Annotated in this window: 13 protein-coding genes and 2 pseudogenes; 7 read left to right on the top strand and 8 right to left on the bottom strand. The window is 70.8% G+C overall.

What is annotated here, in order from left to right; translation table 11 throughout:
• Nucleotides 1-80: 80 nt before the first annotated feature.
• Nucleotides 81-1,274: a trypsin-like serine protease gene (locus C1708_RS32205; protein WP_106415973.1), complete on the top strand. Its 1,194-nt coding sequence runs from the start codon at nt 81-83 to the stop codon at nt 1,272-1,274.
• A gap of 340 nt (nt 1,275-1,614) precedes the next feature.
• On the opposite strand, the gene C1708_RS32195 is transcribed toward C1708_RS32205, so the two are convergent.
• From C1708_RS32195 to C1708_RS32180, 4 genes and pseudogenes are all read right to left on the bottom strand, one after another.
• A complete protein-coding gene (locus tag C1708_RS32195) occupies nt 1,615-2,127 on the bottom strand; it encodes a hypothetical protein (protein WP_106415972.1) in 513 nt (170 codons plus the stop codon).
• 63 nt (nt 2,128-2,190) lie between these two features.
• Nucleotides 2,191-2,511: pseudogene (locus C1708_RS36225) on the bottom strand (ISL3 family transposase); the annotation flags it as partial.
• The gene (locus C1708_RS32185; protein ID WP_198602777.1) at nt 2,469-2,999 is read right to left on the bottom strand and encodes an NsdA family TPR-like regulatory protein; all 531 of its coding nucleotides are present in this window, start codon (nt 2,997-2,999) and stop codon (nt 2,469-2,471) included. The gene C1708_RS32185 and the pseudogene C1708_RS36225, both read right to left, overlap by 43 nt.
• Before the next feature lie 331 nt (nt 3,000-3,330).
• Nucleotides 3,331-4,695 (bottom strand): endonuclease domain-containing protein, encoded by a 1,365-nt coding sequence (locus tag C1708_RS32180; protein ID WP_106415971.1) that lies wholly within the window; start codon nt 4,693-4,695, stop codon nt 3,331-3,333.
• 445 nt (nt 4,696-5,140) lie between these two features.
• Here C1708_RS32180 and C1708_RS32175 point away from each other — a divergent pair, with 445 nt between their 5' ends.
• Nucleotides 5,141-5,590: a Tn3 family transposase gene (locus C1708_RS32175; protein WP_198602669.1), complete on the top strand. Its 450-nt coding sequence runs from the start codon at nt 5,141-5,143 to the stop codon at nt 5,588-5,590.
• Nucleotides 5,591-5,658: 68 nt separating this feature from the next.
• Here the strand turns inward: C1708_RS32175 and C1708_RS32170 are convergent, their stop codons facing one another.
• Nucleotides 5,659-6,996 (bottom strand): MFS transporter, encoded by a 1,338-nt coding sequence (locus C1708_RS32170; protein ID WP_106415970.1) that lies wholly within the window; start codon nt 6,994-6,996, stop codon nt 5,659-5,661.
• A pseudogene (locus tag C1708_RS32165) lies at nt 6,993-7,226 on the bottom strand (ArsR family transcriptional regulator); the annotation flags it as partial. The pseudogene C1708_RS32165 and the gene C1708_RS32170, both read right to left, overlap by 4 nt.
• Before the next feature lie 211 nt (nt 7,227-7,437).
• On the opposite strand from C1708_RS32165, the gene fabG reads away from it, so the two are divergent.
• Nucleotides 7,438-8,232: a 3-oxoacyl-ACP reductase FabG gene (gene fabG, locus C1708_RS32160; RefSeq protein ID WP_106415969.1), complete on the top strand. Its 795-nt coding sequence runs from the start codon at nt 7,438-7,440 to the stop codon at nt 8,230-8,232.
• Between the two features lie 287 nt (nt 8,233-8,519).
• On the opposite strand, the gene C1708_RS32150 is transcribed toward fabG, so the two are convergent.
• Together C1708_RS32150 and C1708_RS34115 are read right to left on the bottom strand one after the other, a co-directional pair.
• Complete coding sequence (locus tag C1708_RS32150; protein ID WP_106415967.1) at nt 8,520-8,807, bottom strand: hypothetical protein; 288 nt, start codon at nt 8,805-8,807, stop codon at nt 8,520-8,522.
• A 155-nt stretch (nt 8,808-8,962) separates the two neighbouring features.
• Complete coding sequence (locus tag C1708_RS34115; RefSeq protein WP_157951306.1) at nt 8,963-9,130, bottom strand: hypothetical protein; 168 nt, start codon at nt 9,128-9,130, stop codon at nt 8,963-8,965.
• 30 nt (nt 9,131-9,160) lie between these two features.
• Here C1708_RS34115 and C1708_RS32145 point away from each other — a divergent pair, with 30 nt between their 5' ends.
• The 4 genes from C1708_RS32145 (at nt 9,161) to C1708_RS32130 (ending at nt 14,789) form a co-directional block, all read left to right on the top strand.
• Nucleotides 9,161-9,373 (top strand): hypothetical protein, encoded by a 213-nt coding sequence (locus C1708_RS32145; RefSeq protein ID WP_106415966.1) that lies wholly within the window; start codon nt 9,161-9,163, stop codon nt 9,371-9,373.
• Nucleotides 9,374-9,457: 84 nt separating this feature from the next.
• The gene (locus C1708_RS32140; protein ID WP_198602668.1) at nt 9,458-11,521 is read left to right on the top strand and encodes an AAA family ATPase; all 2,064 of its coding nucleotides are present in this window, start codon (nt 9,458-9,460) and stop codon (nt 11,519-11,521) included.
• On the top strand, nt 11,518-13,965 hold the full coding sequence (locus C1708_RS32135; RefSeq protein WP_106415964.1) for a WD40 repeat domain-containing protein: 2,448 nt from the start codon (nt 11,518-11,520) through the stop codon (nt 13,963-13,965). The genes C1708_RS32140 and C1708_RS32135 overlap by 4 nt, the downstream gene beginning before the upstream one ends.
• Nucleotides 13,962-14,789: a hypothetical protein gene (locus C1708_RS32130; RefSeq protein ID WP_106415963.1), complete on the top strand. Its 828-nt coding sequence runs from the start codon at nt 13,962-13,964 to the stop codon at nt 14,787-14,789. The genes C1708_RS32135 and C1708_RS32130 overlap by 4 nt, the downstream gene beginning before the upstream one ends.
• The last annotated feature ends 70 nt before the right edge of the window (nt 14,790-14,859 follow it).

Genomic DNA, 14,859 nt, shown 5'->3' with positions numbered 1-14,859 from the left:
GATCGAATGTAAATCGGGGCCCATGAGGATGTCTGTGCCGTCTGATCACAGACTGCTACGCCAAGAGGAAAGGCATACTCATGAGATACGGCAGAACCAGCCTGTGGGCTGCGGGTTCGGCCCTGGCCGCGGCGATGGCGCTCGTCGGCACCCTCGCCCCGGGCGCCAGCGCCGAGCAGCAGCGCGACGGTAACAGCGAGAAGAGCGTCCCGATCTCACAGGCTGTCGGCGCCGACAACCTGCGGAAGATGAACGAGCAGCGACCCCTCGTCGCCGCTGCGAGCATCCTGGCCAAGGCCCAGGAGCGGGGCCACTACGAGGGCTACACGGGCATCGGCCTTCAGGAAGACCACGTCACCCTGTGGTGGAAGGGCGACCTGCCCGAGCCCGTACAGCGGGCCGCGGAGCGGGCCCGCAGAACCGCCCCCGTGCGCATCGTCGCCGCGGACCACTCGCTGGCCGAACTCAAGGACGCCTCCGAGCTGTTACAAGCCCGGCTGGAGAAGGACCCCTCGCTCGGCCACAGCGTCAAGATCCCCACTGACGGCAGCGGACTGGTCCTGGCGCAGGACACCACCCGCGCAGCACGCACCGCCTCCGTCGCGCAGGACCACAGCACGGTCGACCGGATCGCCGGCGTGTCCGTGAAGACGATCAGCGAGGAGCCTCTCCAGGAACGCTCGCGTGTGAACGACGGTGCGCCGTGGTCGGGCGGAGCACAGATAAACTTCAATGGCGGGTCGTGCACGGCCGGGTTCGGTGTGCGTGACGCAAGCGCCACCTACCTGCTCACCGCTGAGCACTGCGGTCGGAGCGGCAATCGGTTCACCAACCCGCAGGGCGCCTACATCGGCACCTCCACCAAGTCCAGTGACGCCCACGACGTGATGCTCATCCCCACGAACTCCGACAACTTCATGTACACCGGGGGACCCGACAGCGACGCGGGCGTGCGGGTCGACGGCTGGGACCACGTCTTCCCGGGTGAGTACCTGTGCCAGTCCGGAATCACCAGCGCACGGGCCACGGGCGGCCCGGTCTGCAACATGAAGGTCCTCTTCTTCTACAACGACTCCGAAGACCTGGTGGAGGCGGAGCAGATGGACGGCCGGGAGGCGGCCCGCAGCGGTGACAGCGGCGGCCCGATCTACACCGCCTCGGCCGCCGGCGGCGCGATCGCCAAGGGCACGGTGACCCGTAGTGCGGGGGCGCGCCTGGGCTTCCAGGACTTCTACACGGCCACGCGGGACTTCGGCATCTGGATCAACAGGTAGATCCGTCCTCGCGGCCCGTGCCAGGGCCCGCCCGGCGTCCTCGGCGGCCGTGAAGGCCGGGAGGACGCCGGCTTCCGTCGCGGCGGCCTCGGCGAGCCGCAGCGCGGGCTGGTGGTGGGAGCCGAGGCGGGACGGCTGTCAGTGCGGCAGTTCCTGTCCCCGCGCCAGCGGCAGGGTGTCGGCGAGCCGGACCGCTGGTGGGCCAGGCGCCGCCGGACGGGGCCGGGGACGCCCGGCAGCCGCAGCAGCCGCTCGCCGACGGCGCGCAGTGGCTTTGTTCACGGGCAGCGGTTCTGGCTCGCTTTCCGTGAACCGGTCACGGTGGGTCATGCAAGGTAGCTCAAAGGCTGTGGTTCTGGCGCGCTTCTGTGGCGAGAAAGTCTCGCGCCGCGGAGGTGACCCGGTCGCGAATGTGCTGCTGGTCCGGAGGTTGATCGTTCGGCAGGTCAAGCGCTCTCGCCAGATCAACGATGGGTTGCAGCGCGTCGGGGTAGTCGAGTTCGGTTGCAGCTTCCTCATAGATCAGCTTCGCTCCGTGCACGGGATCGAGTTGGCACCCCACGATCTGGCCGGCCCACCACTGGGCCGCGGTCCATCGCGCCTTGGCAAGATTTTCCGAGGTCAGCGGCAGCAGACCCGACTCTTCCAGCACAAGGTCGAACAGCTCTCGGGCCCGGGGATACTCACCGCGCGCGAGGCCAGCCAGCAGGGGAAGCGAGGGAGCCTCGATGCCTGCCATCAGGGCGTCCAGGCCCAACTGGACCAGGTAAGCGTCCGAGGGGCGCTGCCAGGGTTCCATGGCCAAGTCTGCAGCGGCCATGCGGATCAGGCTGATCGCTACTACTGCGTCCACGCTGTCGCCTTCTCATCACCTTTCCGTAGAGGGAAGTCCTATCACCGAGAGCCGGATGGTTGATCAGGTGGCCAGCAGTACGCGTTTGCGTAGCAGGCTGAAACCGGCTCGGCCGAACATCTGGCGCTTGAGCATCTTGATCCTGTTGACGTGTCCTTCGACGACGCCGGAGTTCCAGGGCAGGGTCAGGCCGGCGATGACGGCGTCGCGGTCTCGGTCGATGCCGGCCGCGAGAGTGTGGAGGCTGGGCAGGTCATCCTGGCGGACGGCGTCGAGCCACTGCGGGAGTCGTTCCCCCTGCCGCTCGGTGAGCATACGGGCGAAGGACCGGACATGACCGGTCAGGGCGTCGAGTTCGGGGCAGTTGGCCAGGACGGCCTTGAGCCGGAGCCCTTCGATTCCAGGCCCGGGTCCTCGGCGATCCGCGCGGCGGCGAGGGCCTCGTTGTACAGGCTGCGGGCGCCGGCGGGTCGGCCGGAGTCGTAGCTGAGCCGCCCGGCAGCGATCGAAAGACGGCCGGTCGCCGACCTCAGCCGCCTGCCGGTCTTCTCCGTGTAGGTGCCTTCCTGCAGCCACGAGCAGGCGGTGTGCAGGGCGTCGGAGGAGTCGCGGCGCATGGCGGCTGACCCGTGGTCGTGGTCGTGGGCGTAGATCTTCGCCACGACCGTTTCCAGGGCACGCACGTTGACGGCGCCGATCCGGCTCGGTGGAGCCCCATCCGGTGGAGAGTGGAGGGGGATGAGCGACAGGACCGCGCCTGCGCTGTCGGCCATGAACCCGCGGCGGTTCACCTGCTCCTCCTCTGGGTTCGGCGCGGCGGCCGGCACCACGCGGCGGGCCGGGGTGCTGAGCCGGAAGCCCGGCTCCTGCATGGGACGTCCAGTCAGCCGGGTGAGGATACGCCCTGCGTCCGGCCCGCCTGTTCCTCCAGCCTCCCGGCCTTGACCGCCTCGGCCGCACCCGCGGCTTGGTCCAACGCTGTCCTGGTCGCATCCTCGAGTGGTCGCGTCCAGGAGTGGAAAGCCGCGTACCGCAGCTGGTCATGAGCCGCGCGCAGCACGGCCGCGAGGTCTCCTTCGTGGGCTCCGGGCCCCTCGGCCATGAGCAGTCCGAGGTCACATCCGCTGGATTGGTGTACCGGCGGCCACTGGGTGGTCTCGTCATTGCCGGGCCGGTGTTGGTATCGGGTCTGGCGTTGTTGGTTCAGAAAAGTGCCTGGCCCTCGCTGCTGGTGTCCGCGATGACGGGCCGGATCTGGGTGGGGAGGTCGTCCAGGCGGTCGGGGCCGGCCTCGGCCGCCACGGCAGGGACGGTCTCGGCCAGCCAGATGCCAAACCGCTCGACGGCTTCACGGTAGGGGACGTGCGCCAAGACGCGGTGCTCGCCGGAGGGGCACAGGTCGACGACGACGGTGAACTGACAGGAGGCGGGCGCGTGGTGGCTGCCGGTCCAGGACACGCGCAGCGCGCCGCAGGGTTTACGCCCGCGGGAGCTGCCGGGGTCGCGGTGGGTCGGACGCAGTGGCCGGCAGGCTGTGTGGGCGGTCCATGCAGCAAGGTGGGGCAGGGGCAGGGTGGTGCGGGCGCGGCAGCCGGGGCAGCGGTGCCAGTGGCGGAGCCAGTCGGCGGCGTCGGTGTGGAAGAGACGTGTATAGCGGTCGGCCACGCGGATGTCGTTGCTGTAGAGGTGGTCGGGTCGTTCCTGGGTGTTGCAGGAGTGGCAGAGGGGGGCGCGGACGTAGCCGTGTTCGTGGCAGTGGTCGAGTACGGTGGCCGGCGCGGTGCGGCAGACGGCGCACGCCCACCCGGCCACCTTGCGGGAGATGCCGGGTTTCCTGCTGAGTACTGAGTACAGATGGCCTTTCAGCTCCCCGTTGTACGGGCGCAGCGGGGCGGCCGGACGGTCGGGACTCGGCGTCTGCGGGGCGTCGACACTCGGCGTCTTCGGGGCGTCGGCGGTTCGGGCCGGCCGGTGGCGGGAGGGCGGCTCGGCGACGGTTGCGCCTGTCTGGCGGGTCCGCGCGGCTCGCAGCCACCGCGTTTCGGTGTGCTCGGCCGCGTCCAGCAGTCTGACCACAGCACGCGGCAGCCACCATGTACGCTGCGCTCCGTCTCGGGTCTGCTCCACGAGTATCCGCCGCCAGTCGATCCCCGCCAGATGGCACTGACGACCGCCCGCCCGCTCTGGTTCGTCCTGTTCCTGCAGCTCCCGGGCGATGCGCCGACGCCATCGCAGCAGCGTCTCCTCATGGTGCTCCTGCTTCGCCCCGTCACGGAACGGACCGATGCGAACCAGGTCCCGGCGGTCCATCTTCACCGCGTTCAGTTCCGCTGCCGCCCGGCGCACCTCAGCCTCCGGAACATTCCACCGGCCGCCGCCGGCCTCCACCGTCGCCACCACACAGCTACCGAGCAGGACGTAACCCGCCTGAGCATGGGAAGGAGGACGGGTGAGCGCCGCTGAAACCGTCGGCACCGCGCTGTCGGCCGTCAAACTGGCCCACAAGACGTCCGCGGTGCCCAGAGTGATCAGACCGCCCGCACGTCCCGGGATGACACGCTCCGACATACCGACAGGCTAGCGGCCGATCTCCGCAACGCCTCCCCGTCTGCAATCCCGACGACCACGCACCCACAGACCCGCTCCGGCGTAGGCGGCCAGAAGCAGATCCAAGGCCACCGTCAGGCCGCAACCAGCACTTTACAATCGGCCCGCTACCTGGCACCCGTCGTACGCCTCAAGACAGCCCACCCCGCCCACCACGCCGTCCAGGCAGACAGGGCCACCCCCGTGAGTGCGGGGACGACGGCTGAGCTCGGGTTGGTACGGTCGTGCATGGCGGGCTACCCCCGCGGGTGCGGGGACGACGTGCCGGTCTCCAGGGCGTCCACCACGTCCGGGGAGCTAGCGGGTGCGGGGAGGACTACGCCACCGCGATCCGGACCCGGACCGCGTCCACCGAGGCGATCTTGCGGCGCTTCACCCGTAACGCCTCCCACCCCACCTACAGGCCATGCTGGGGGTCGGCCGTGCTCAGAAGACCATCTTCGTGGCCCGCTACCTGCGGCTGCGGGACCTCCAGCGGGAGATCGGGGAGGGTCTGAACGTCATGGAGTCCTCCAACGGCGCCACCTCCGTGATCGCCTACGGCAAGGGCGGGGAGATCGCTTCGAACCGGCGCGACGAGCAGGAGATGTTCGTGCTGTGCCTGCGCATCCTCCAGTCCGCCCTGGTCTACGTGAATACCCTCATGCTCCAGGACGTCCTCGGCGAACCGGAGTGGGCCGAGCTTCTCACGCCTGCCGATCGGCGCGGCCTGACCCCGCTGTTCTGGTCCCATGTGCGACCGTACGGGGAGGTCGACCTCGACATGGGCACCCGCCTCGACCTTGCTGCGGTCAAACTTCCGGGCCCCCGGGTTGCGACGGACGCCACCGACCAGCAGTCATCTGAGCGTGCGTGAAGCGTGGCGAGGCCGGAAGGAGCGGCGGGAGGGAGAAGACCGGATGGTCCACATCCCTCCCGTGGACGTCATGTCGCTACAGTCGCACTGTCTTGCGAGGCGTCTTCCTTGGAATGCGGCTTCACGACGCCCCGCCCACGCGTACGGTCTATCTCGCGCCATTCCGGCCGCAGTCCAGCCAGATTCGTGGTGAGGAAGTACGCGGCGCCGCAGGCGAGCAGCACCGGCACGAGTCCGACAGCGGTCACCGCCGCCCCTGCGAGCAGCCCGCCGAGGGGGATACCGGCCCAGGCCAGCGAGTCACCGAGCGCGTTGACCCGGCCCAGCATCCGGCGTGGCACCCGCTCGACGAGGACGGCCCCCAGCACTGGGGTGACGAAGCCGCCACCGAAGCCACTGACCGCGAAGACGGCCAGCACCGCCCACAACGGAGCATCGAAGGCGAGGATCAGGAACCTCGGTGCCCCGACCAGCAGGAACCCGGCGAGAACCACCACCCGCCGCCGCAGCCGGTGCGCGACCGCCGCGGCGATCAGGCTCCCGCCGACCGCCGCGGCCCCCATCACGCTGCCCATCAGGCCGATCACGGTCGGCCCGTTGCCGGACTCCCTGGCCCAGACAGGTACGAGCACCGAGGTGATCGCCGCGTCCAGCAGGTTGGTGATGCCGCACATGACGATGACGGTGAGCAGCAGCGGCTCGCCGCGCAGGAAGGTGAAGCCCTCGCCGAACCGCCGCCAGTAGCCCGGTCCCGTTCCCCTGGCCGGCGAGGGGGCCTCCTCGACCGCGTGCCCCATGCCGCGAGGCAGCGCGAGTTTGATGATCACTGATCCGAGGGCGAAGCAACCGGCGTTGACGGCGAGTCCGGTCAGGGGACCGAGCAGCGCGACCAGGGATCCGCCGACCGCCAGGCCGACGGTGGAGGCGAGCCGCTCGATCACACCGGCCAGACCGGTGGCCCGCTCCAGCGGCACTCGGCCGCGCTCGGCCGCCTCCGGGACCATCACCTCCTTGGCCAGGTCGCCGGGTCCCCGGGCCGCGCCGATCAGCGCGACCAGAACCAGCAGAAGGGGAAAGGACAGCAGGTCCAGGGCGTGGAGCAGAGGGACCGCGGCGGCGGCGGTCGCGCTGGCCAGATCGGTGGTCCAGGAAACGGCCCGCGGGCCGATCCGGTCCACCAGCGGCCCGGTGAACGCCTTGACCACCACGTAGGGCGCCATCTCGCAGAAGGCGACCAGCCCGGTCTGGGTGGCGCTGCCGGTCGTGACGAGGACGAACCAGGGCAGTGCCACAACGGAGATCCGCGTGCCGGTCAGCGACACAACCATGGCCGCCAGCACCCCGCTCAGCGGCCGTAAGGACCTCTTGCCGGGTATGCCGCCGGCCTCCGAGGCGTTGTCGGTCATGACGTCGGGCTTCCTTCCTCTTTCTGAGGCCCGGAAGGGAGCGACGACGCGGCAGGCGCATCCAGTTCGGGCAGCATCTGCGCGATAACGCCGACCCGCTCGGCACCCTCCGGGGCACTTGCCGCCGCCTCGGGCGTGTCTCTGCGGTACCGAGAGATGACGGCCCTCAACTCCTGCCGCAGGGCGACAGCCTCTTCGGGCGTGAGCCGCAAGGCCCAGTCGCTCATGCCAGCAGCACACCACCTGGCCGGCACACGAGTGAGCCGCGCAGCGCGCCCCCAACCTCATTGCTTTGCTCGACGAGTTTGTCGGCTCCTGAGCCCGCCCCATGCACGTGCCGGCCGGTCCTTCACCGCCACGTCCGCGTCTGCCGCTAGCGTGACCGGGACAGCGGCCGGGCTTTCCCGGCGGTGGAGGGATGGCAGTGAAGGGACGAGCGGTATGACGTTCACACGCTGGGAGGACCGGTCCGTGATCGTGACCGGCGGGACGCGGGGAATCGGGTTCGGCATCGCCGAACTCTTCGCCCGGCAGGGTGCCGCCGTGTTGCTCACGGGCCGGCACGAGGAGACGGCCCGCGAAGCGGCGGACGGTCTCGCCCGGGTCACGGGCGGGCGGGTCGCAGGTCTGGGCGTGGACGTGCGGCGGCCCGGAGAGATCGAGAGGATGGCGGCCGAGGCCGAACGGCGGTACGGCGGGATCGATGTGCTGTGCGCCAACGCCGGGATCTTCCCGGAGCGTCCGCTGCGCGAGCTGACCGCCGAGGACGTGGACGAGGTCTTGGACGTCAACCTCCGGGGTTCCATCCTGTCCGTGCGGGCGTGTCTGCCCGCGATGGAACGGGCTGGCCGCGGCCGGATCGTTCTGACCTCCTCGATCACCGGCCCGGCCACGGGCTACGCGGGGTGGTCCCATTACGGGGCCAGCAAAGCTGGACAACTGGGTTTCCTGCGCGGGGCGGCTGTGGAGCTGGCCCCGTACGGCATCACGGTCAATGCCGTCCTGCCCGGGAACGTTCGCACCGAAGGGCTGACTGACCTCGGGCCGGACTACCTGCGCCGGATGGCCGGCTCCATCCCGCTGGGGCGGCTGGGTGAGACCGCCGACGTCGCACACGCCGTGCTCTTCCTTGCCTCCGACGAAGCCTCTTTCGTCACCGGTCAGTCCCTCATCGTCGACGGCGGCCAAACCCTCCCCGAATCCCTGGACGCCTTCGCCGCCCCCGTCACATCCTGACCTCGGCGGAGAACCGCCCGGCCCCGGCCTGCCTCCCGTCTCCCCGGCCGACGCAGGACGCCGACGTCATCCGGGCCGCGATGTCCTTCCCGCCGATCTCCGGGAGTGCGGCGGCGGAGAGGGGCGCAAGGTGGAGCGCCCTGCTGAACGTTCGACCTCGCGCCCCTTCCAGGTTCGTGGCGCCCTTGGACATCAGTCGGGAGGTCCCCACCACAGGTGGCTGAGAGCCGCGGACGGTTTCGGAGTAGATAGGACTTCGGCGACGGGGCCCGGGGCCGCTGTCGCAGTCACTTCTCCTCGTCGGTCTTCAGGATCCGGGTGCGGGGCGCTCCGGCCAGAGCCGGTGCTGTCCCGGACGAGGACCACACATTCGTCTGCAGAAAGCCCAGGAACCGCTCGGCGTCGGCCACCTCGTCAAAGTCCAGGTCTACGACGATGTAGGCCGGGTCGTCGACCGGCCGCTGGACACGGTGATGCCGCACGCCCGCATTCTCACGCGCGGGGGCGAAGCGGTCGAAGGCGTTCTTCCAGGTGTCGAAGTCGGTGATCGGATGTTCGATGTGCAGGGTCGGCATGGCTCCTCCTCGGCTGTCCCCGCCGAATGTCTCCAGCGTGGGCCACGCGGCGCTGACCGTCCATTCACTCGGACAGCATGGGCGTGCGGTGGCCAATCACTGTCGGGAGATCACCCGTCTGATCATTAGGCGAGTCGGAGGCGATGTCTCCTGAATCACGCATGAAAGGCCGGACCGCTGTTGCGGTCCGGCCTTTCATGGTCTGGGCGGTCGCCCCACAACACACCGTGCAGGGTGTTCTCCTCGAAGCCGTCGTCTTCCTCGCGGTAGCGCATGCCCTTGGAGTCTTTGGCCTGGCGGGGCCGGGCGAAATCGGCTTCCATGCGGCGCCGCTCGGCGTCGGCTGTGTCGCGGTGGCTGGCGCGGCAGGAGGGGCGGACCAGGCGGCCGACGACGACCTGCGTGGCGCCCTCAGCGTGTCGTTGCCCTCCACCCGCTTCTCCAACGATCTGCTCGCCATGGTCGTAGGTCAGCTCGGCGTCGCGACGGCGGGAGTGGAGCGGGCGTTCACGCGTGCGGGAGTGGAGCGGGCGTTCACACGTGAGGCCGCGGCCGAGAGAGCCTGAGCCGGCGGATCATCGAGAAACCCGGCGGTGAGGTCGTTCTCGGCCTACCATCGGCATGACTCGGGGACACGGATGGTGAACGGAATGGGCCAGCGACGCGCTCTCGTGGTCGGGATCGCGGAGTTCGCCGCCGGCTCGCGGACCGTACCCGACGCGGAGGAGGCGATCGACTCCGCAGCTTGGCCGCCGTTGCCCGACGCCGGCGATTGGGCGGGCCGCGTCGCGGCGATGCTCGATGAGCTCGGCTACCAGGTGACTCTCTTGGCCGGGGCTACGGCGCCGACGGCGGCCGACCTGGGCGCGGCCGTGACCCGCACCATCCAGGAGGTTGGCCCGGACGATGTCGTGATCGTCCACGTGATCACCCATGGCGACCAGCCCCCCGATCTGGACACCGCGTACGCGATCGGCGCCGACGGGCGGCGCGACGAGGCGTGCAACGTCGACGCGTGGGTCCGGACCGTGGTCGCCGGCGGCGACGCACGACCACGCACCCTGTTCCTGCTCGACTTTTGCCGCTCCGGTGTTGCCACCGTGCCCCGTTGGCATCGCCGCCCTTTCCAGGCGTCGAACCGGGCTTGGGTCCTCGCCGCGTCTGCCCCCGACTCCGACGCCTTCGACTGCGCCTTCAGCCGCGCCGTCGTCCAGGTCCTCCGGGAGGTCGCGGCGGGAGACTTCTGCACACATCCGTCCCGGCCGACGGTCCCGTACCTGGCAGTGTCCGCGCGGATCCGGGACGTCCTCGCGGGTTATCACGGCGACGACGTCCTGCTGCCGGTCCAGGAGCCCACCGGAACGCCGATCGACACGATGACGGCCGCCCGGCTGGATCTGCCGTTCTTCCCGAACCCGGACCACCGGCGCGCCGCCTTTGACGACGCCCTCGCCTCCATGGACGACCGGCTCGCCGAGTTCGCGCGCGAGGTCGACGACCTCGTCGACCCCCGCCATTTCCGTGACCGCGCGGCTGCCCGCTGGGAAGCAGGCCGCCGGCCCGGGCTGTTTCAGGGGCGTGAGCGCGAGCTGCGGGCGCTTTCGGCGTTGGTCGACGGAGCGGCTGCAGCGGTGCCGTGGATCGTCACCGGCAGCCCCGGGGTGGGGAAATCGGCCCTGCTCGGGGTGCTGGTGTGCGCGGCCCACCCCACGCTGCGGCACGCGACCGAGGAGGTGTGGGGCCACTTGCCCGCGCCGGCCGCCACGCCGCACCTCGCCGCCGTACACGCCCGGCAGCAGACCGTCGACGCCATCACGGCGTCCCTGCTCACGCAGCTCGCGCCGGAGTCGGCGTCCGAGTCGGCGTCGGCCGAGGCGCTGCTGGAGGCGGTCGCCGACCGTCCCGTCGCCCCGGTGATCGTGATCGACTCGCTGGACGAGGCCATCGACTCCGAGGAGCTGAGCACGCGGCTGGTGGTGCCGCTCACCCGCGTACGCAGGCCGGATGGCTCCGCGGCGTGCCGGTTGATCGTCGGCATGCGCCCCTGGGAGGAGTTCGAGCCGCTCCGGCGGGCCGTCGCCCGCGCGGGCGGCACGATCCTGGACCTCGACCAGGTCCCGGCCACGGAGATGGCCGGGAACCTGCGCGCGTACGTCGAGCGCGTCCTGCGGGCAGGCCGCTGGTACGGCTCGGTGGACGGCCACTGGTTCGTGACCGCGATCGCGGACGGGGTCGCCGCCACGCTTACCCGCACCGACGATGCCGAGCCTCGGTGGGGCGGGTTCCTGATCGCCCGGCTGTTCGCCGAGTACGTCGCCCACACGCTGCCCCCGGTCACCGACCAGGCCCAGGCCGAGCGGCTGCTCGCCCAGATCCCGGCCTCGCTGCCCGAGGTACTCGAGATGACGCTGCGCCGGCCCGAGGTCGGCCCCTGGATGCGTCCGGTCCTGGCGGCACTGGCGCACGCGCGCGGCGTGGGCATGCCACCGAAGATCATCCGGGCGATCGCGCCCCTGTTCGCGCCGGAGGACCTGGGATCACCATCGACCCGGGACGTGCGCCGCGCCCTGGCAGACGGGCGTTTCTACCTCCGCCAGTCGGCCGATGTCAGCGGAACCAGCGTGTTCCGCCTCTTCCACGAGAGCCTCGTCGAGTACCTGCACGCGCATCCCCGTGCCGTATCCGCCGACGCGGCATCGGAGTCGGCGACATGAGCGGTACGGACCGCGGGGCACTCGCCGACATCCTGCTCGCCCAGGTGGGCCGCCACCCCGACGGGTCACGTCGCTGGGCGGAGGCCGACCCGTATCTGCTGCGCCACGCCGTGCAGCACGCGGTCGAGGGCGGACGCCTCGACGAACTGCTCGCCGACCCCGAGTTCCTGGTCTACGCCGACCCCGCCACGCTGATCCCCGCCCTGCCCGGCGCGTCCAGTCCGGACGCGGTCATCGCCGCGACCGTCTACCGCAGCGCGCTGGAGGACCTCCCGTCCGCGCTGCCCGAGCGGCGCCGCCAGTACCTCGCCATCAACGGCTCCCGCGTCGGCGCCCGGGCGCTGGCCCGGCGTCTCAGCCGGCCCTTCGGATCGCCGGCCCTCGCGTTGGAGCCGCTGTTCTCCACCGGTTCCGAGATCAAGCCTGCCGTGCGGGCCGTGTTCCACGACAGCGACTTCCGGGTGTACGCGGTGGCGGTGGCACGTACCGGTGGTCGGCAGGTCGTGGTCACCACCGGCACTGACCGGGAGGGCTACGACACGATCGTCCGGTTTCGCGATCTGCGCACGGGCGAGCCCACACTGCCGCCGATCACGATCATGGGTGACCGCGAGCATCCGGGACGGGTGTCGCGGTACCAGGGTGTGATGGCGGTGTCCGAGGTCGACGACGCGGCCGTCGTGGTCCTCCGCTGTGAGGGTGGGCTGGTCGTACGGTCGGTGGCCACCGGGCAGATCGTGCGCGAGCATCCCACAGGCGAGGGATACCACCTGGCCACCGGGGTGCTGGCGGGGCGTGCGGTCGCCGCGGTCGACGAGGAACCGGGGATCGTCGTGCGCGACGTCGATACCGGGGCGCCCGTCGGACCGGCGATCCTGACTCCGTCGGAGCGTGTCTGTTCCTTGGAGATCGGCGAGATCGGTGATCACCCCGTCCTCGTCTACGCCATGCGCAGCGGCCGATACGGAGACGAAGACCCCGGCGGCACGTGCCAGGTCATCGACCTGCACTGCGGCGCCCAGATCGGCCCTGCCCACCGGTACTCACCCCGGTCCGGCGCGGCGATCGCCCGCCTCGGCCTGCACGAGGGCCGCCCCGTCGTCGTCGTAGGTCCCCGGTACGTGCACACTGACAACAACGGCCAGCGGTATCACCCCAACGTCGAGATTCGGGACGTGTTCACCGGAGAGGAACGGTTCCCCGCCTGGACGCAGTTCGAGGGGGTCACGGCGCTGGCGGTGACGCTGATGGACGGCCACGCGGTGCTCGTGACCGGCGACGGCAGCGGCGCCGTGACCGTGCGGGACCTGAGCGGCGGCGAACCGTACGAGCTGCTCCACGTCGGGGTCGCCCGGGGCTGGGTGGGCGATCTCGAGATCACACGGGCCGACGGGCGCGTCCTGGTCCTCGCCGCGTGCGACGACGGCGCGCTCCGGGTGGCCGACCTGTCACCGTCGGACTCAGGCCCGGCCAATCCGTCTCCCGGCCACCAGATCGGCGTCGAGTCCATCGCCTTGGCCCGGGTCGGCGGGCATCCTGTGGTGCTCAGCGGCGGCCATCTCGGCGACCTCTACCGTCGTGACGCCCGCACCGGGTCGCGGACGGTGCGGCTGCGGCACGGGGACCTCCGGATAACCGACATAGCGGTGACCACCATCGCCCAGCACCCGGTGGTGGTGACCGGGAGCCCCCGAGCCGGCGTACGGCTGCATGATCTCGCGTCGGGACAGCCCCTCGCCGACTATCGGTCGCCCGGTGACGACATGGGATGGGTGCACTCCGTCGACGTCCTCCGGTTGGACGGCCGGCCGGTCATCGTGGGAGCGGGGGACGGCGGCCTCGTCTGGATGTGGGACCTGCTGGGCGGCGAATGCCTACTGCGCTGGAAGGTGCCCGACGGCGACGCCCACCGGGCGGTCTGGCGTGGTCTGCTGGTGGACGGCGTGCCCGTCCTCGCCGGGGTCCAGGCGGAGTACGGATTCACCACGGGCCATATCGCCCTTTACGATCTCGCGAGCCGTAGCCGGCGCGACGTCGTTATCCAGGCGTTCGAGGGATACAGCTCGGCGCAGTCCCTGGCCGTGCACGAGCATCGGGGCGTTCCGCTCGTCGCGTTCGCCGACTTCAACGGCACCCTCGCGGTATGGGAGGCGAGGACCGGCGCCCTCGTCAGCCGCGTCGTCAACGACGCCGACACCGAGCGCCCGCAGACCGCGCTCGCCTGCGGTGAGGCCGACGGCCGCGCCGTCTGCGTGGTCGGCACCCAGGCCGGCCACCTCGGCGTACACGACCTGCTCACCGGCGAACGGCTCGCCGACACCGTGCTTCCTGGTGGGTGGATCCACTGCCTCGACATCGACGACGACGGCCTGGTGGCCGTCGGGTACGGGCAGGAGGTCGCCGTCCTGGACATGGGCGGTGCCATCAGAGGAGGCGGCTCGTGACGCGCATCCTGGGGGTCCACGGCGTCGGGAACCACGACCCGCACCGCTCCGCCGCGGAGGCCGCCGAGCGGCTCACGGCCACCTGGCGACGGCATCTCACTGCCGGCGGTGCCGGTGTACGGCCGGATGACGTGCGGGTCGCGTACTGGGCCCATCACCTGCACCGGCGGCGGCGTCAAGGGCCCGAGACCGACCCCCTCGGCCTGTCCTCGGCCGAGCTGGACGTGCTCTCCGCCCTGGTCTCCGAGGTCGACGCGACGGCCGTACGGCAGGGCCGGCTGACGCTGCCGCTCCGGCAGGCGATCGCGCTGCTCGCGGCGCGCGGTGGCGTCGCGGTGCCGGTGATGTCCGCCTTCGTCGCGGTGTTCTGCCGCGAGGTGCACGCCTACCTGGGCCATCCCAGCGCGCCGGGGCGGGCCTCCGCACGCAACTCCGTGGCCGATTCGATCATCGAGCACCGTCCACGGGTGGTGATCGCGCACTCGCTCGGCTCCGTGATCGCGTACGAGGCACTGTGGTCGCGGTCCGGACCCGAGGTCGACCTGCTGGTGACCCTCGGCTCGCCTCTCGGCCTGCCATCCGTCGTTTTCGAGCGGTTGTGCCCCGCGCCCCAGGACGGCCTCGGGCAGCGCCCACCCCGGGTTCGACGATGGGTCAACCTGGCGGATCCGGGCGACATCGTCGCGATCCCCAGATGGCTGGCGACGAAGTTCGCCGGTGTCGACACCGACAGGGAGGTATCGATCCATTCGGTCGACTTCCACCGCGCCGCGTCGTACCTCCGCCTTCCCGACGTCGCCCGGGCGATCGCCGAGCTCGGGTAAGCGGCCCGCCAACCTGCTGGGCACAGCGTGATCGATCGTGCCCCGGCTTCCGGGTCCTGGTCTTGTGCTC

The organism is Streptomyces sp. DH-12, assembly GCF_002899455.1.
Classification (GTDB): domain Bacteria; phylum Actinomycetota; class Actinomycetes; order Streptomycetales; family Streptomycetaceae; genus Streptomyces.
This window is presented reverse-complemented; position numbering and strand designations above follow the sequence as displayed.